This window comes from Cryobacterium sp. MP_M3, assembly GCF_015752155.1.
GTDB lineage: Bacteria > Actinomycetota > Actinomycetes > Actinomycetales > Microbacteriaceae > Cryobacterium.
This window is the reverse complement of record NZ_JADOVI010000006.1, coordinates 87,584-102,139: the sequence shown is the minus strand read 5'-3', so window position 1 is coordinate 102,139 and position 14,556 is coordinate 87,584. Positions and strand designations below refer to the sequence as shown.

At 68.9% G+C, this 14,556-nt stretch carries 13 protein-coding genes; 11 read left to right on the top strand and 2 right to left on the bottom strand.

Going from position 1 to position 14,556, the window contains the following annotated elements; all coding sequences use genetic code 11:
• Positions 1-58: 58 nt before the first annotated feature.
• On the bottom strand, positions 59-1,396 hold the full coding sequence (locus tag IWX89_RS09000; RefSeq protein WP_196903217.1) for a LysM peptidoglycan-binding domain-containing protein: 1,338 nt from the start codon (positions 1,394-1,396) through the stop codon (positions 59-61).
• A 149-nt stretch (positions 1,397-1,545) separates the two neighbouring features.
• Here IWX89_RS09000 and IWX89_RS08995 point away from each other — a divergent pair, with 149 nt between their 5' ends.
• On the top strand, positions 1,546-1,890 hold the full coding sequence (locus IWX89_RS08995) for an Rv2175c family DNA-binding protein (RefSeq protein ID WP_196903216.1): 345 nt from the start codon (positions 1,546-1,548) through the stop codon (positions 1,888-1,890).
• A gap of 54 nt (positions 1,891-1,944) precedes the next feature.
• Here IWX89_RS08995 and IWX89_RS08990 read toward each other — a convergent pair whose 3' ends face one another.
• Entirely contained in the window at positions 1,945-3,063 is a 1,119-nt protein-coding gene (locus IWX89_RS08990; protein WP_196903215.1) for a polyprenyl synthetase family protein, read from the bottom strand.
• A gap of 70 nt (positions 3,064-3,133) precedes the next feature.
• On the opposite strand from IWX89_RS08990, the gene IWX89_RS08985 reads away from it, so the two are divergent.
• The 10 genes from IWX89_RS08985 (at position 3,134) to ftsW (ending at position 14,550) form a co-directional block, all read left to right on the top strand.
• The gene (locus IWX89_RS08985) at positions 3,134-3,511 is read left to right on the top strand and encodes a DUF3040 domain-containing protein (RefSeq protein WP_196903214.1); all 378 of its coding nucleotides are present in this window, start codon (positions 3,134-3,136) and stop codon (positions 3,509-3,511) included.
• Between the two features lie 272 nt (positions 3,512-3,783).
• Entirely contained in the window at positions 3,784-4,215 is a 432-nt protein-coding gene (mraZ, locus tag IWX89_RS08980; protein ID WP_134508475.1) for a division/cell wall cluster transcriptional repressor MraZ, read from the top strand.
• 100 nt (positions 4,216-4,315) lie between these two features.
• Entirely contained in the window at positions 4,316-5,269 is a 954-nt protein-coding gene (gene rsmH, locus IWX89_RS08975) for a 16S rRNA (cytosine(1402)-N(4))-methyltransferase RsmH (RefSeq protein ID WP_196903213.1), read from the top strand.
• Positions 5,266-5,868, top strand: a complete 603-nt coding sequence (locus IWX89_RS08970) for a hypothetical protein (protein WP_196903212.1) — start codon at positions 5,266-5,268, stop codon at positions 5,866-5,868. The genes rsmH and IWX89_RS08970 overlap by 4 nt, the downstream gene beginning before the upstream one ends.
• Positions 5,869-5,946: 78 nt before the next feature.
• Positions 5,947-7,725 carry a penicillin-binding protein 2 gene (locus tag IWX89_RS08965; protein ID WP_307836476.1) on the top strand — a complete coding sequence of 593 codons (1,779 nt, stop codon included), beginning with the start codon at positions 5,947-5,949 and terminating at the stop codon, positions 7,723-7,725.
• Between the two features lie 13 nt (positions 7,726-7,738).
• On the top strand, positions 7,739-9,283 hold the full coding sequence (locus IWX89_RS08960) for a Mur ligase family protein (RefSeq protein ID WP_196903211.1): 1,545 nt from the start codon (positions 7,739-7,741) through the stop codon (positions 9,281-9,283).
• Positions 9,284-10,696, top strand: coding sequence for a UDP-N-acetylmuramoyl-tripeptide--D-alanyl-D-alanine ligase (gene murF / locus IWX89_RS08955; RefSeq protein ID WP_196903210.1), 1,413 nt, complete (start codon positions 9,284-9,286; stop codon positions 10,694-10,696).
• Positions 10,693-11,793 (top strand): phospho-N-acetylmuramoyl-pentapeptide-transferase, encoded by a 1,101-nt coding sequence (gene mraY, locus IWX89_RS08950; protein WP_196903209.1) that lies wholly within the window; start codon positions 10,693-10,695, stop codon positions 11,791-11,793. The genes murF and mraY overlap by 4 nt, the downstream gene beginning before the upstream one ends.
• Positions 11,769-13,337, top strand: a complete 1,569-nt coding sequence (gene murD / locus IWX89_RS08945; RefSeq protein WP_196903208.1) for a UDP-N-acetylmuramoyl-L-alanine--D-glutamate ligase — start codon at positions 11,769-11,771, stop codon at positions 13,335-13,337. Before mraY ends, murD begins: the two co-directional genes overlap by 25 nt.
• Positions 13,297-14,550 carry a putative lipid II flippase FtsW gene (gene ftsW / locus IWX89_RS08940; protein WP_196903207.1) on the top strand — a complete coding sequence of 418 codons (1,254 nt, stop codon included), beginning with the start codon at positions 13,297-13,299 and terminating at the stop codon, positions 14,548-14,550. Before murD ends, ftsW begins: the two co-directional genes overlap by 41 nt.
• Positions 14,551-14,556: the final 6 nt, after the last annotated feature.

Here is a 14,556-nt window from a genome sequence, read left to right as displayed (position 1 = left end):
CAGGACACCCGGAACTCGGGGGATTTGCGGGCAAGTCGGGCCCAGTTCGGGGCGCAGGTCAGCCCAGTTCAGGCAGCCACGCCCTGGCCGACGTCTCCCACTTGGCGTAGTAGTCCGGGAACGCGGAGATCTGCACGGCCTGCGCTGCCTGGGTCACGGTCATCGCCTCCCAGCCGGGAATATCGAGCAGACCTCGGGTGACCCCGCGGTTGGGGTTGCCGGTTCCGCCGAAGAAGGCCTGGCTGGCGCGCACCGGGTCCATGACCTGCTCGGCCGATCCCCAGCCTGCGCTCGGCCGCTGCTGGAACAGGCCGAGCGAGTCCCGGTCGCCGTGTCGCACGTTGCGCAGGCCGGACTCCTGGGCGGCGGCGGCCAGCGCGATGACGAGGCCGGTGTCGCCGACGCCGACGGCACGCCCGGCGGAGACGATGATGCGCGCGTTCTGGCGCATCTCATCGGTCAGCGGCGTGACGACCCCGGCGGTGGCGGTCGGCTCGGGGCGGACGGGATCAGCGGCCGGCGCGGAGGCGACCGACGACACCTGGGCGATGGCGAGTGACGGCACGGTGAGAACCTGGCCCGGGTAGATGATGCTGGACCAGCCGAGCCCGTTGGCGTCGAGCACCGCCTGAACGGACACCCCGGCCGCTGCCGCGATGGCCCCGATCGTGTCCCCGGCGACGATGGTGTGCGTCCCGGCCGCGGGAGCCGGGGCAGCCTGAGGTGCGGGTGCGGGTGCGGGCGCGGGTGCGGGTGCGGCGGGTGCGGCTGCCGGCGCGGCCGCGCCGGGCAGCACGATGGCCTGCCCGGGGAAGATGATGCTGCCCCGGTCGAGGCCGTTCGCGCTCAGGATATCGCCCGCCGACAGGCCGTGGGCGGCAGCGATGCCGCTGATGGTGTCACCGGCCACGATCGTGTAGCGGGTGATCTCGGCGGCGACCGGGGTCGGTGCGGCGGCGACCGGTGCAGCCTGGCCGGCGAGGGTGAGGCTCTGGCCGGGGAAGATCACGGCCGACCAGCCGAGGCCGTTCAAGGCGAGAACGGATGCCGTCGACAGGCCGAACCGGCCGGCCACCGCGCTGACGGTGTCGCCCTCGACCACCGTGTACTGGGTCGGCGGTGTCTCGCCGGATGCGCGCGCGACCTGGCCGCGGACCGCGGTCGCCGGGACCGTGCCCGGCAGGTTGCTCCGGCTCTTCAGCGGCTTCTTCGCAATCGTCGCGGCATCCGCCGGTGAGGCCAGGTTCAGGGTGATCGCAATGGTGCTGATGATCACCAGGGGGATCGTGGCGAGGCGCCCGAACGAACGGCGTTCCCCGGACCGGCCGGTGCTGTGCCGGCCGCCATCCGCCGGCGGCCCTGTCTGTGTTCCGATTTTGCTGGCTTTTGCCGACATGGCGCTCCCCGTCCAGATTGCATACAACGACCAACGCTGACACAGATGATTAAGAGAGTCAACCAGCGTGCCTCCTGTTATAGGCGTCAACACGCGGGAAAACGGACAGGGGGTTTGTCGAGGTTCGGGAATCATGGAATGCTGGTGCCGTGACCGAATCGTCTTCAGATCAGCAGTGGCTGTCCATCCCCGACCTCGTCCAACTCCTCGGCGTCAGCCAGAGCAGAGTTCGCCAGCTGATCGACGACAAGCAGCTGCTGGCCGTGCGCCGCGCCGGCGGCCCCCTGCAGGTCCCGGCCCTGTTCATCAAGGACGGCGCCCCACTTCCGGAGCTGCGCGGCACCCTGATCGTGCTCGCGGACGACGGCTTCACCGACGAGCAGGCGATGGACTGGCTGCTCGAGGTGGACAGCAGCCTGGGCGTTCCGCCCATCGTCGCGCTGCTGGCCGGCCGCAAGGCCGAAGTGCGTCGCGTCGCGCAGGCCCTCGCCTAGGCACGCGCCCTTCCTGCAGGCCGTCGGCGGACCGCTGACCGCCGGTCCCCGACCCTAGAAGACCCTCCGGGTGACGGTCTCGGCGAGGATGCCCAGCTGCTCGGCGATCTCTGCTTCGATCGGCGACCCGGCCAGTGCGGCCAGCGCCTCGGCCACCTGGGACTGGATCAGGTCCTCGACGCGGAGCACCGCCCCGCTGTCCAGGATCAGCCGCTGCAAGCCGGTGATCTGCTCCGCCGTGAGCGCGGGGTCTCCGAGCAGCGTGTCGAGCAGGTTCCGGTCGTCCTCGGCCAGGGCCTGCCGGGCCAGGGCCACGAGCACGGTGCGCTTGCCCTCGCGCAGGTCGTCGCCGCTGGGCTTGCCCGTCACCGACGCGTCGCCGAAGACGCCCAGGAGGTCGTCCCTCAACTGGTAGGCGATGCCGAGCGGCAGCCCGAAGGCCCGGAGGGCGTCGAGGTGCTCCACGCCGGCGCCCGCCACGGCGGCACCGATCACGAGCGGAGCCTGCACGCTGTACTTCGCCGACTTGAACACGATCACCCGCATGGCCCGGTCGAGCAGCTCGGACTCCGGCTTGGTGAGCCAGGCCCGTTCCTCCAGGATGTCCAGGTATTGCCCCGCCGTGACCTCGGTGCGCATCCGGTTGAATTCCGCCCTCGCGGCCTGGGCCGAGGCCCGCGCCACGCCGGCCAGCCCCTCGTCGAGGAGTTCGTCGCTCCAGCCGAGCAGGAGGTCTCCGAGCAGGATCGCCGCGGCCTGACCGAAGTCCTCGCGGCTGCCGGCCCAGCCGCTCGACGCATGCATCGCTTCGAAGAGCCGGTGGGCGGATGCCTTGCCTCGCCGCGTGTCCGACTTGTCGATGATGTCGTCGTGCACGAGCGCCGCCGCATGGAAGATCTCGAGCGCTGCGGCGACGGCGACCACCGGGGACAACCGCGCCCGGGGGTCGTCGGCGGCCGCCGGTTCGGCGGGGGACCGGGCACCCTCGACGCTCTTCCAGCCCCAGTAACAGAACAGGGCCCGGAAGCGCTTGCCACCGCTGAGAAACTGCCGTGAGAAGTCCACCAGCGGCGTAAGATCCGGGCTGATAGTAGTCACAATTGGTTGACGGGTTTCGATGAATTCGTCGATCCGAGAATGAACCAGTTCGACCAGTTGATTGCTTTCAGCCACGTGCCTAGCCTAGCCATCACAGCGGGGTTAGAATTGGGAGTCAGGCGCCGGTCCAAGTAGGAGGAATGAGATGCCGCTTTCGGAACAAGAGCAGCGACTCCTCGAAGAAATGGAGCGCGGTCTCTACCACAATGACGCCGACTTCGTGTCGACCGTCGGCGGTTCACCGCTCCGACCGAATTACCGCTCCATCGCCATCGGCGTCCTGGCCGCAGTCGCCGGCATCGGAGGGTTGATCGCCGGTGTGGCGGTTCAGCAGCTCTGGATCGGCATCCTCGGATTCATCGTCATGTTCGCCGGTGTGCTCATCGCGACCACCCCCGGCAAGTCCGCCCGCCGGATGGGTGCCCCGCCCCTTCGTCGCCCCGCGCAGCAGCGGTCCGCCGACAAGGGATTCATGGACCGGCTGAACGAACGCTGGGATCGTCGCCAGGACGGCCAGCAGTAGACCGGTGAGGCTTCACCCCTAGTTCCATCCGCACTTGGTTCCACACGCACGTTTTTTCCCGAGAATTTGGGCCGATCATCCGATCGGCCCTTTTTTGTGCCCGGAATCGCGCGTTTCGGCCGCCGGCCCGGAATTTCCCTCCACTGGTCTTTCCCGCTCGCAGTGGGGCAACTGGGGTAAAAAACCCCGAAAGGGGGCCTGTTTTCATTGTTTGGTGGAGCGAAGTGGAGTAAAGTGGAGTAACACCTGAACCTGGCCGGAAGGGGTGATGAATGTTCCTCGGGACCTATGCCCCCAAGCTCGACGAAAAGGGACGCGTCATCCTTCCCGCGAAGTTTCGCGACGAGTTGTCGCCGGGGATCGTCATGACCCGTGGCCAGGAGAACTGCCTCTACGTCTTCACGACCCGTGAGTTCGAGGCATTCGCCGAGAAGATCGGCCAGGCCCCGCTCACCGACAAGGCAGCCCGCAGCTATGCGCGGATGACGCTCTCCGGTGCCAGCGCCGAAATGCCCGACAAGCAGAACCGGGTGACCATCCCGGCCAACCTGCGCAGCTACGCCGGCCTGGACCGTGACCTCACCGTCATCGGCGCCGGAACCCGGGTCGAGATCTGGGACAGCGCGGCGTGGGACAGCTACCTCGCCGAACAGGAAACCTCATTCGCAAACACTTCGGAGGAGGTGATTCCGGGACTCATCTAGCACCTGGCGCCTGACTCCCAGCCGTTCTCCCTGACACACTTCCCCGGTGCCAGGAAGGAATGGATGGGGATCAGGAACCAGGAACTACACCCGGGACTATATGGCCATCAACGAAATCCACACCCCCGTCATGCTCGACCGCTGCGTCGAACTGCTCGCACCCGCGCTGGAACAGCCGGGCGCGGTGCTCGTCGACGCCACCCTCGGCATGGCGGGGCACGCGGAGGCCATCCTCCAGCGGTTCCCGAACCTCGTCCTGGTCGGCCTCGACCGGGACCTCGAGGCCCTCGCGATCGCCGAGGAGCGGCTCAAGCCGTTCCGCGACCGTGTGCACCTGGTGCACACCGTCTACGACGGCATCCGCGAGGCGCTCGACGGCCTCGGCATCCGCGAGGTGAACGGCATCCTCTTCGATCTCGGCGTCTCGTCGCTCCAGCTCGACCGGGTCGAGCGCGGGTTCTCCTACTCGAAGGACGCGCCGCTGGACATGCGGATGGACAGCACCAGCGAACTCACCGCCGAACGCATCCTCGCCAGCTACAGCGAAGCCGACCTGCGGCGCATCTTCCACGACTACGGCGAAGAGAAGCTCGCCGCCCGCTACGCGAAGGCCATCGTCGAGGCTCGGGCCACGACACCGTTCACCCGGTCGGCCCAGCTGGTCCAGGTGATCACCGCGGTCACCCCCGTGGCGGTGCAGCGCACCGGGCACCCGGCGAAGAGGGTCTTCCAGGCGCTCCGGATCGAGGTCAACCAGGAACTGGCCGTTCTCGAGCGGGCCATCCCGGCCGCCCTCGACGCGGTCGCCGTCGGCGGCCGGATCGTCGTGATGGCCTACCAGTCGCTCGAGGACCGCATCGTCAAGAAGCTTCTCGCCGCCGCGTCGGGCTCGACGGCCCCCGCCGGGCTGCCGATCGAGCTGCCCGAACACAAACCACTATTCAAATTGCTCATCAGAGGCGCGGAACTGGCCTCCGAAGAGGAAAAGGCGAGTAATCCGCGCGCGACGTCAGTCCGACTTCGCGCCGCCGAGCGACTGAGGAGAGCCGCATGAGTGACAACCTCGCACGCGTCCTGCGACCGAACTGGGACAACACCCCCGACCCGGTGCAGGCGCCCGACACCCGCCACATCGAAATCGTCTCGACCCGCAGCCAGCGCCGGGCCAGGCCCCGGATCGTCTACGCGCTCTCCGCCGTGGCAGGGATGGCGACCATCGTCATCGTCCAGCTGCTGCTGAGCGTGGGGATTTCCCAGGGTGCCTATGAGGTGTCCCGGCTGCAGGCCAGCCAGGTCGAGCTGGGACGCACCGCCGAGAGCGTGACCGAGGACCTCGTGCGGATCTCCTCCCCGCAGAGCCTCGCCGCCAACGCCGAGGCGCTGGGCATGGTCAGCAACTCGAACCCCGTCTACCTCCGCCTGTCCGACGGCGCCGTACTGGGCGCGCCGGCCTCGGCCACCGGAAGTCAGGGCGGCTCGGCGAGTCTCGTGCCGAATGCGCTGCTCGCCGGCGTACCTTTGGTCACGCAGCTGCCGCAGGGCACCGGCCAGGGTGCCGGCGTCGGCGGTGCGGCGGCCGAACCCGCGGCGAAGGTCGCGGACGTCGCGCCGAAGGCAGCAACCCACGGCATCCCGACCCCCGCAACCCGTTAGCCCGGCAGCAGCACGCACCGCACCCGTAAGCCCAGCACCCGCCAACCCCGTGGCCCCGGCCACAGTAAGGATCAGACGGTGGCGACGAACACCCGGTCAAGCAGGCGCCGCATCGCGGGAACGATCGTGCTCCTCTTCGCGATCATCGCCATGTTCGTGGTCAAGCTCGTCGACATCCAGATCGTGCGCGCCGACACCCTGAACGCGGAGTCGCTGGGCAACCGGTCGGTCGAACAACCCGTGTACGGCTCGCGCGGGGACATCCTCGACGCCAACGGCGTCGTGCTGGCCGGAACGGTGATGCGGTACAACATCACCTTGTCGCCCCGCAACGCCGCCGAGTTCACCCGTACGACCGACGCCGGCGAGGTCACCGTGACGGTCGCCCAGGCCGCGGCGGAGGTCGGCGCGCTCACCGGCAAGACCGGGGACTCCATCCTCGCGATCATCTCCGGCGCCCTCGCCAAGGACAAGAGTTCGGACTACGCCTTCGTGGCCAAGGCCGTGGACGTGGACGTGTTCCGGGCGGTCGACAAGCTCGAGATCCCGTGGATCTACTTCGAGAAGAACCCGAGCCGGGTCTACCCTGACGGCGCCGTCGCCGGCAACCTGGTCGGCTTCGTCTCGTCAGGGGGAGAGGCGCAGGCAGGCCTCGAACTCGGCCAGGACTCCTGTCTGGCCAGCACGAACGGCATCGAAACCTATGAGAAGGGCGCCGACGGGGTACGCCTGCCCCAGAGCACCGTCACCACCAGCCAGGCCCAGAACGGCGGCGACGTCGTCACCACCATCGACTCCGACCTGCAGTGGTACGTGCAGCAGGTCCTCGCCAAGCAGGCCAAGGCCACCGGCGCGGCCTGGGGAACCGTCGTCGTGCAGGAGGTGAAGACCGGCAAGCTCGTCGCCGTGGCCGACTACCCGTCGGTCGACCCCAACAACGTGAACGGCACCGAGAAGGCGGACGACCGCGGCTCGAGAGCGTTCACGGCCTCCTTCGAACCCGGCTCGACGTTCAAGGCGCTCACCGCGGCATCCGTGCTCGACGCGGGCCTGGCCACCCCCGGCAGCAAGATCGTGGCGCCCTACCGCTACCTGCCGCCCAACGGGGCCAACGTCAACGACAGCTCCGGCCACGCCGACCTCAACCTGACCCTGACCGGCGTGCTGATCGAATCCTCCAACACCGGGATGTCGAAGTTCGGCGAGTTGCTCAGCGACCAGCAGCGCTACGACTACATGACCAAGTTCGGCCTCGGAAAGGCCACCGAGGCGCAATTCCCCGCCGAGGACAGCGGCATCCTGCATGCCTGGGAGAACTGGGACAGCCAGACCAAATACGCCACCATGTTCGGCCAGGGCCTGACCACCACCGCCCTGCAGGTTTCCAGCATCTACCAGGCCATCGGCAACAACGGCGTGCGGCTTCCCGTGCAGCTGGTCGAGGGGTGCCGCCACGCCGACGGCACGATGACCGAGGTGCCGGCCACGGCCGGCAACCAGGTCGTTTCGGCCTCGGCCGCCCGCGACACGGCGGACATGCTCGAGATGGTGTACCAGAAGGGCTGGCTGGCCGCGAAGTGGAACATTCCCGGCTACCGGGTCGCCGCCAAGACCGGCACCGCGCAGATGCCGGACGGCCACGGCGGGTACACCCACGGCTACCTGGTTTCCGTTTCCGGGTTCGCTCCGGCCGACGATCCTGAGTACGTCGTTTCGGTCAGTCTCGCCGATCCTGTTAAACTGAACTCTTCTGCTGCATCTGCTCCGGTCTTCCAAGAGGTCATGAGCCAGGTGCTGAAGAAGTACCGGGCAGTCCCATCGGGCGCCGCCGCGCCTGCGCTTCCCGGTACCTGGTAAGAAAGCGAGCCCCGTGACCGAATTGGCACCCTCGGCTCTCCGTCCTCAGCATCCGGTCCCGCGATCGTTGTCGGGCCTGGTCGATGAATTTGAACTGTTCCTGCGCGGAGACATCGATGGCTTAGAGGTGACCGGTGTGAGCCTGAGCTCACGCACGGTCCAACCCGGAGACCTGTACGTCGGAGTACCCGGACGCGCCAGCCATGGCGCAGCCTTCGCGGCAGCGGCCATGGAGGCGGGCGCCGTGGCGATCCTGACCGACGAGGCCGGGGCGCTCCTCGCCGCCGGCAGCGGCCTGCCCATCCTGGTGACCCCGGATGCCCGCGCCGCCCTCGGCGCCGTCGCCGCCTGGATCTACCGCACCGACGAGAACCCGGCCACCCTGTTCGCCGTCACCGGCACCAATGGGAAGACCAGCGTCGTCTACCTGCTCTTCGCGATCCTCACCCAGTTGGGCGTCGTCTCAGGGCTCACCTCGACCGCGGAGCGCCGGATCGGCGACCTGGCCGTCGTCAGCGCCCTGACCACCCCGGAGGCCACCGAACTGCACGCCCTGCTGGCCCGCATGCGGGAGGCCGAGGTGCGGGCCGTCGCCATCGAGGTATCCGCCCAGGCCCTCACCCGTCACCGGGTCGACGGCCTCGTCTTCGACGTCGCCGGGTTCACGAACCTCAGCCACGACCACCTCGACGACTACGCCGGCCTGGACGAGTACTTCCAGGCCAAGCTCGAACTGTTCCAGCCCGACCGCTCCCGCCGCGGAGTGGTCACGGTCGACTCGGACTGGGGCCGCCGCATCGTGGACGAATGCCGCATCCCGGTCACCACCCTGAGCAGCCGGCCCGACGTCGAAGCCGACTGGCACATGACCATCGTGTCCGAGAGCGCCCTGTACACGGAGTTCGTGCTCGAGGGTCCGGAGGGCCGTCGCCTTCAGACGAGGGTGCCGCTGCTCGGCTGGTTCATGGCCGCCAACGCCGCCCTGGCCATCCTGCTGCTCGTGGAATCCGGCTACGACCTCGAGGCGATCGCGCACACCCTGGACCGTGACGGCGGAATCGACGTGTACATCCCGGGCCGCGCCGAACGGATCTCCGGCGACCGCGGACCGCTCGTCTACATCGACTACGGCCACAGCCCCGACGCCTTCCTCAACACCCTCGCCGCGATCCGCAAGTTCACTCCCGGCCGGGTGATCATGGTCTTCGGCGCCGACGGCGACCGCGACACCACGAAACGAGCCGACATGGGCGCCATCGCCGCCCGGGGCGCCGACGTCGTCGTCGTCACCGACTTCCACCCCCGGTTCGAGGACCCGGCCGCGATCCGGGCCACCCTGCTCGCCGCAGCCAGGGAAGCCGTGCCGACCGGCGAGTTCTATGAGGTCGCCGACCCGCACACCGCCTTCCGGAAGGCGCTCTCCCTTGCCGAAGAGGGCGACGCGATCCTCTACGCCGGGCCGGGCCACGAGAACTACCACGAGGTCGCCGGCGTCAAGATCCCGTATTCCGCCCGGGACGATTCTCGGCTGGCCCTCCGCGAAGCGGGGTGGTTGTAAGTGATAGCGCTCAGCCTTCGCGAAATCGCCCAGGCGGTCGACGGCGAACTGCACCTCGACGGCAGCACCCTCACGCCCGAATCGCGCATCGACGGCGCCGTCAACACCGACTCCCGCGAGATCGGACCGGGCGCCGTCTTCGTGGCGAAGCCCGGTGACGTCACCGACGGGCACCTGTTCGCGCCGACCGCCGTCGAGCGCGGCGCCGTGCTCCTGATCGTCGAACGCCTGCTCGACCTGCCTGTCGCCCAGATCGTGGTCCCGGATGCGGTCACCGCCCTCGGCGACCTGGCCACCGACGTCGTGGCCCGGGTCAGGGCCGCCGGCCGACTCCAGATCATCGGCATCACCGGTTCCAACGGCAAGACCACGACCAAGAACCTGCTCAAGGCCGTGCTCGAACGGGTCGGCCCCACCGTCGCCGCCCGGGAATCCTTCAACAACGAGGTCGGCGCACCGCTGACCATGCTCGGGCTGACCCTCGAGACCCGTTTCCTGGTCGCCGAAATGGGCGCCAGCGCGGTCGGCGAAATCGCCCGGCTCATCCGGATGGCCCGACCCGACATCGGGATCGTGCTCAAGGTGGGCCTCGCCCACGCCGGCGAGTTCGGCGGTATCGACGCGACCGTCCGGGCCAAGACCGAAATGGTCACCGACCTGCTCGAGACGGACGTCGCCGTGCTCAACGCCGACGACCCCCGGGTGGCCGGGATGGCCGGGGCGACCCGGGCCCGGATCGCCTGGTTCGGCCAGAACGGAACCGAGGGTGTGCGGGCGACCGACGTCGTCGCCTCCGCCGCCGGCACGTCCTTCCAGCTGCACCTGGCCTCGGGGGAGACCCGACCGGTGGCCTTCCGGGTGCTCGGCGAACACCACGTGATGAACGCGCTGGCCGCCGCGACCGCCGCCGAACTGCTCGGCGTGGACATCGACCTGATCGTGTCCGCCCTCGAATCCGTGCACACCGCCGAGCGCTGGCGGATGGAGGTGATGGGCGGCCGCGACGGCGTGACCGTCATCAACGACGCCTACAACGCGAGTCCGGACTCGATGACCGCCGCGCTGAAGACGCTCGCGCAGATCCGCCGGCCGGGCCAGCGCACCATCGCCGTCCTCGGCGAGATGAGCGAGCTCGGCGACCTGGCGGGGGAGGAGCACGACCGGGTGGGACTCCTCGCCGTGCGCCTGAACATCTCGCAGCTCGTCGTGGTCGGGCGGGCCGCCCGCCGCATGCACATCAGCACGATCAACGAGGGATCCTGGGACGGTGAATCGGCTTTCGTCGAGACACCCGACGAAGCCTTCGACCTGCTCCGGGGAACGGTGCGGCCGGGGGACACCGTGCTGGTCAAGTCGTCGAATTCGGCCGGCCTACGATTCCTCGGCGACCGACTAGGAGAGTTCTTCTCGTGATTGCACTACTGAGCGCCGGGGCCATGTCGCTCGTCTTCACCCTGGCCTTCACCCCGCTGTTCATCCGGCTGTTCAAGAAGCTCGGCTGGGGCCAGTTCATCCGCGATGACGGTCCGCAGAGCCACCACGCCAAGCGCGGCACCGCCACCATGGGCGGTATCATCATCATCATCGGCACGCTGGTCAGCTACTTCCTGGCCATGTTCATCGCCCACCGGGCCATCCCGGCATCCCCCCTGCTCGTGCTGTTCATGATGGTGGGACTCGGACTGGTCGGCTTCGTCGACGACTTCCTCAAGACCCGCAACCAGCGCAGCCTCGGCCTCGGCGGCTGGGCGAAGGTGGTCGGGCAGGTCCTGGTCGCCGGCACCTTCGGCTACCTCTCCCTGCAGTTCCCCAACCGGCACGGCCTGACCCCGGCCTCGACCCAGATCTCCTTCATCCGGGACCTGCCGCTGGACTTCATGGAGCTCGGCACCGTGATCGGGATCGCCGTCTTCATCGTCTGGATCTGCCTGATCGTCGCCGCCACCTCGAACGGGGTCAACGTGACCGACGGTCTCGACGGGCTCGCCACCGGGTCCTCGATCCTCGCGATCGGCGCCTTCATCGTCATCGGGTTCTGGCAGTCCAACCAGGCCAGGTTCGGCGGCGCGGATGTCGGCGACCTCTACCGGTCCTACGACACCCGCGACCCCCTCGACCTGGCCATCGTCGCGGCGGCCATCGTCGGCGGCCTGATCGGCTTCCTGTGGTGGAATACCTCGCCGGCGAAGATCTTCCTCGGCGACACCGGGTCGCTCGCGATCGGCGGCGCCCTTGCCGCCCTGGCGATCCTCAGCCGCACCGAACTCCTGCTCGTGCTGCTCGGCGGCATCTTCGTGATCGAAACCGGTTCCGTGATCGTGCAGCGCGCCTACTTCAAGGTGACCCGCGGCAAACGGATCTTCCTGATGAGCCCGATCCACCACCACTTCGAGCTCAAGGGCTGGGCCGAGGTGACCGTCGTCGTCCGGTTCTGGATCATCGGCGGCCTACTCGTCGCCGCCGGCGTCGGAACGTTCTACCTCGAATGGCTGTCGGCGGTGCCCAATTGAGCCGTCTTGACGACCTGACCAGCTGGCACGCCGACTGGCGCGGCCTGCGGGTCGCCGTGCTCGGGCTCGGGGTCACCGGCTTCGCCGCCGCCGACACCCTCGCCGAACTGGGCGCCGACGTCCTCGTGGTGGCCGGTCCGGTCCCCGCGAACGGGACCCCCGCCGACCGCGCCAGGCTGCTCGGCGTGATCGGCGTGCGCCTCGTGCAGGCCGATCTGTCCGCCGACCCCGACGCCGACCCCGCCGTTCTGCCCGACCTGGTCCTGCACCGACCGGAACTCCTCATCGTGTCGCCCGGGTTCCACCCCGACCACCCGCTGCTCCTCTGGGCCGCCCGGAACGGCATCCCCGTCTGGGGAGACATCGAACTCGCCTGGCGCCTGCGCGACAAGGTCGGCGCGCCGGCAGAGTGGATCCTGGTCACCGGCACCAACGGCAAGACCACGACCGTGCAGCTGACCGCCACCATGCTCGCGGCGGCGGGCCTGCGCGTCGCCCCGTGCGGCAACATCGGCGTGCCCGTGCTCGACGCCGTGCGCGACCCGCAGGGGTGGGACGTGCTCGTCGTCGAACTCTCCAGCTACCAGCTGCACCATCTCCCGCAGAGCGGACCCGGCGCCCTGGTCCCGTGGGCCAGCGTCTGCCTCAACATCGCCGACGACCACCTCGACTGGCACGGGTCGGCGGAGGCCTACCGCGCCGCCAAGGCCACCGTCTACGCCAACACCCGCGTCGCCTGCGTCTACAACAAGGCCGACGACGCCACGAGGCGGATGGTCGAAGACGCCGAGGTCCAGGAGGGCGCACGGGCGATCGGGTTCGGCCTCGGCGTGCCCGGGCCCAGCGAGGTCGGCATCGTCGACGGCATCCTCTGCGACCGCGCCTTCCATGAGGACCGCTTCGAAACCGCACTCGAGATCACCACCGTGCCCGAGCTCCGGGCACGCGGACTGGCCGCCCACCATCTGCTCGCCGACATCCTCGCCGCGGCCGCGCTCGCCCGCTCGTTCGGCGTGCCGCCCGAGGTCATCCATGACGCCCTCGAGACCTTCCACCTCGACGCGCACCGGATCGAGGTCGTCGCCGAGTCCGCCGGCATCCGCTGGATCGACGATTCGAAGGCCACCAACCCGCACGCCGCGGACGCCTCCCTCGCCGCGTTCGAATCGGTGGTCTGGCTGGTCGGCGGGCTGCTCAAGGGCGTCGACATCGACCAGCTGGTCGCCAGCCACGTGGGCCACCTCCGCGGCGCCATCATCATCGGGACCGACCGGGAGGCACTCAGGGACGCATTCCGGCGACACGCGCCCCGGCTGCGCGTTTTCGAGATCAACGCACAGGACACTGGTCAGGTGATGCCGGACGCCGTTCGACTGGCCGCCGACCTCGCCGAACTCGGCGACGTCGTGCTGCTCGCGCCTGCGGCCGCATCCATGGACCAGTTCACCGACTACGCGCAGCGCGGCCGGTTGTTCGCAGAAGCCGTACGGGACTACTTGGGAGGTGAGGCGGCTGACGAATCCGCCTCGACTCCGCCCGCCTAGGCCGGTCGCGCCCTCGGCGGCGAGCGACCGGGCCGACGGTTCGTCGGCCCGGATCCACCTCGGCCGGGTGTTCAAGGCCGAGTCCGCGAGCTACTTCCTGCTGCTGGGCACGACCCTGTTCCTGGTCGTCTTCGGGCTCGTCATGGTGCTCTCCTCGTCGTCGGTCGACTCCTACCTCGAGAACACCGGGTTCTTCGGGACGGTACTGCGCCAGGGCGGGTTCGCCCTGATCGGGGTTCCGCTGCTGCTCGTCGTCAGCCGGATGCCGCTGAAGTTCTGGCGGCGGATCGCCTGGCCGATGCTCGTGGTCTCCTGCCTCATGCAGTGCCTGGTCGTCTTCACCCCGCTCGGCATCACCGTGGCCGGGAACACCAACTGGCTCTCCCTCGGCGGAATCCAGTTCCAGCCGTCCGAGGCGATCAAACTGGCGCTCGTGGTCTGGCTGGGCATGATCCTGTCCCAGAAGAAGGACAAGCTCGACGACTGGCGGCACGTGTACATCCCGGTCTTCGGCGTGGGCGGCGGCGCCGTGCTCCTCGTCATGATCGGCGGTGACCTCGGTACCGTGATGATCATGGCCGGGATCCTCTTCGGCACTCTGTTCTTCGCCGGGGTCCGGCTCCGGCTGCTGGCGGTCCCACTCGTGATCGGGATCGTGCTGGCCCTCCTCGTCGCGGTCTCGAGCTCCAACCGGATGACCCGGATCCTCAGCTTCCTCGGCACCGGCTGTGACGCGGCGGACGGCACCATCTCCGCGGCCTGCTGGCAGCCGCTGCACGGCACCTGGGCCCTCGCCAACGGCGGCATCTTCGGCGTCGGCCTCGGCAATTCCAAGGCCAAGTGGTCGTGGCTTCCCGCCGCCGACAACGACTACATCTTCGCGATCATCGGCGAGGAACTCGGCCTGATCGGCGCCATCGTCGTCCTGTGCATGTTCATCCTGCTCGCGTTCGCGTTCATCCGGATCATGCGCACCAGCCCCAGCCTGCAGGCCAAGGTCTCCACCGCCGCCGTCCTGGTCTGGGTGATCGGCCAGGCCCTGGTCAACATCGGCGTCGTGCTCGGGGTGTTCCCCGTGCTGGGCGTGCCACTGCCGCTGGTCTCCGCCGGCGGCACCGCGCTCCTGTCGACACTGGTCGCGATCGGAATCGTTCTCTCCTTCGCCCGCGGCGACCACGAGGATGCCGCCGCCCCGCCCGAAGAGAACGAGTGAGTCCCG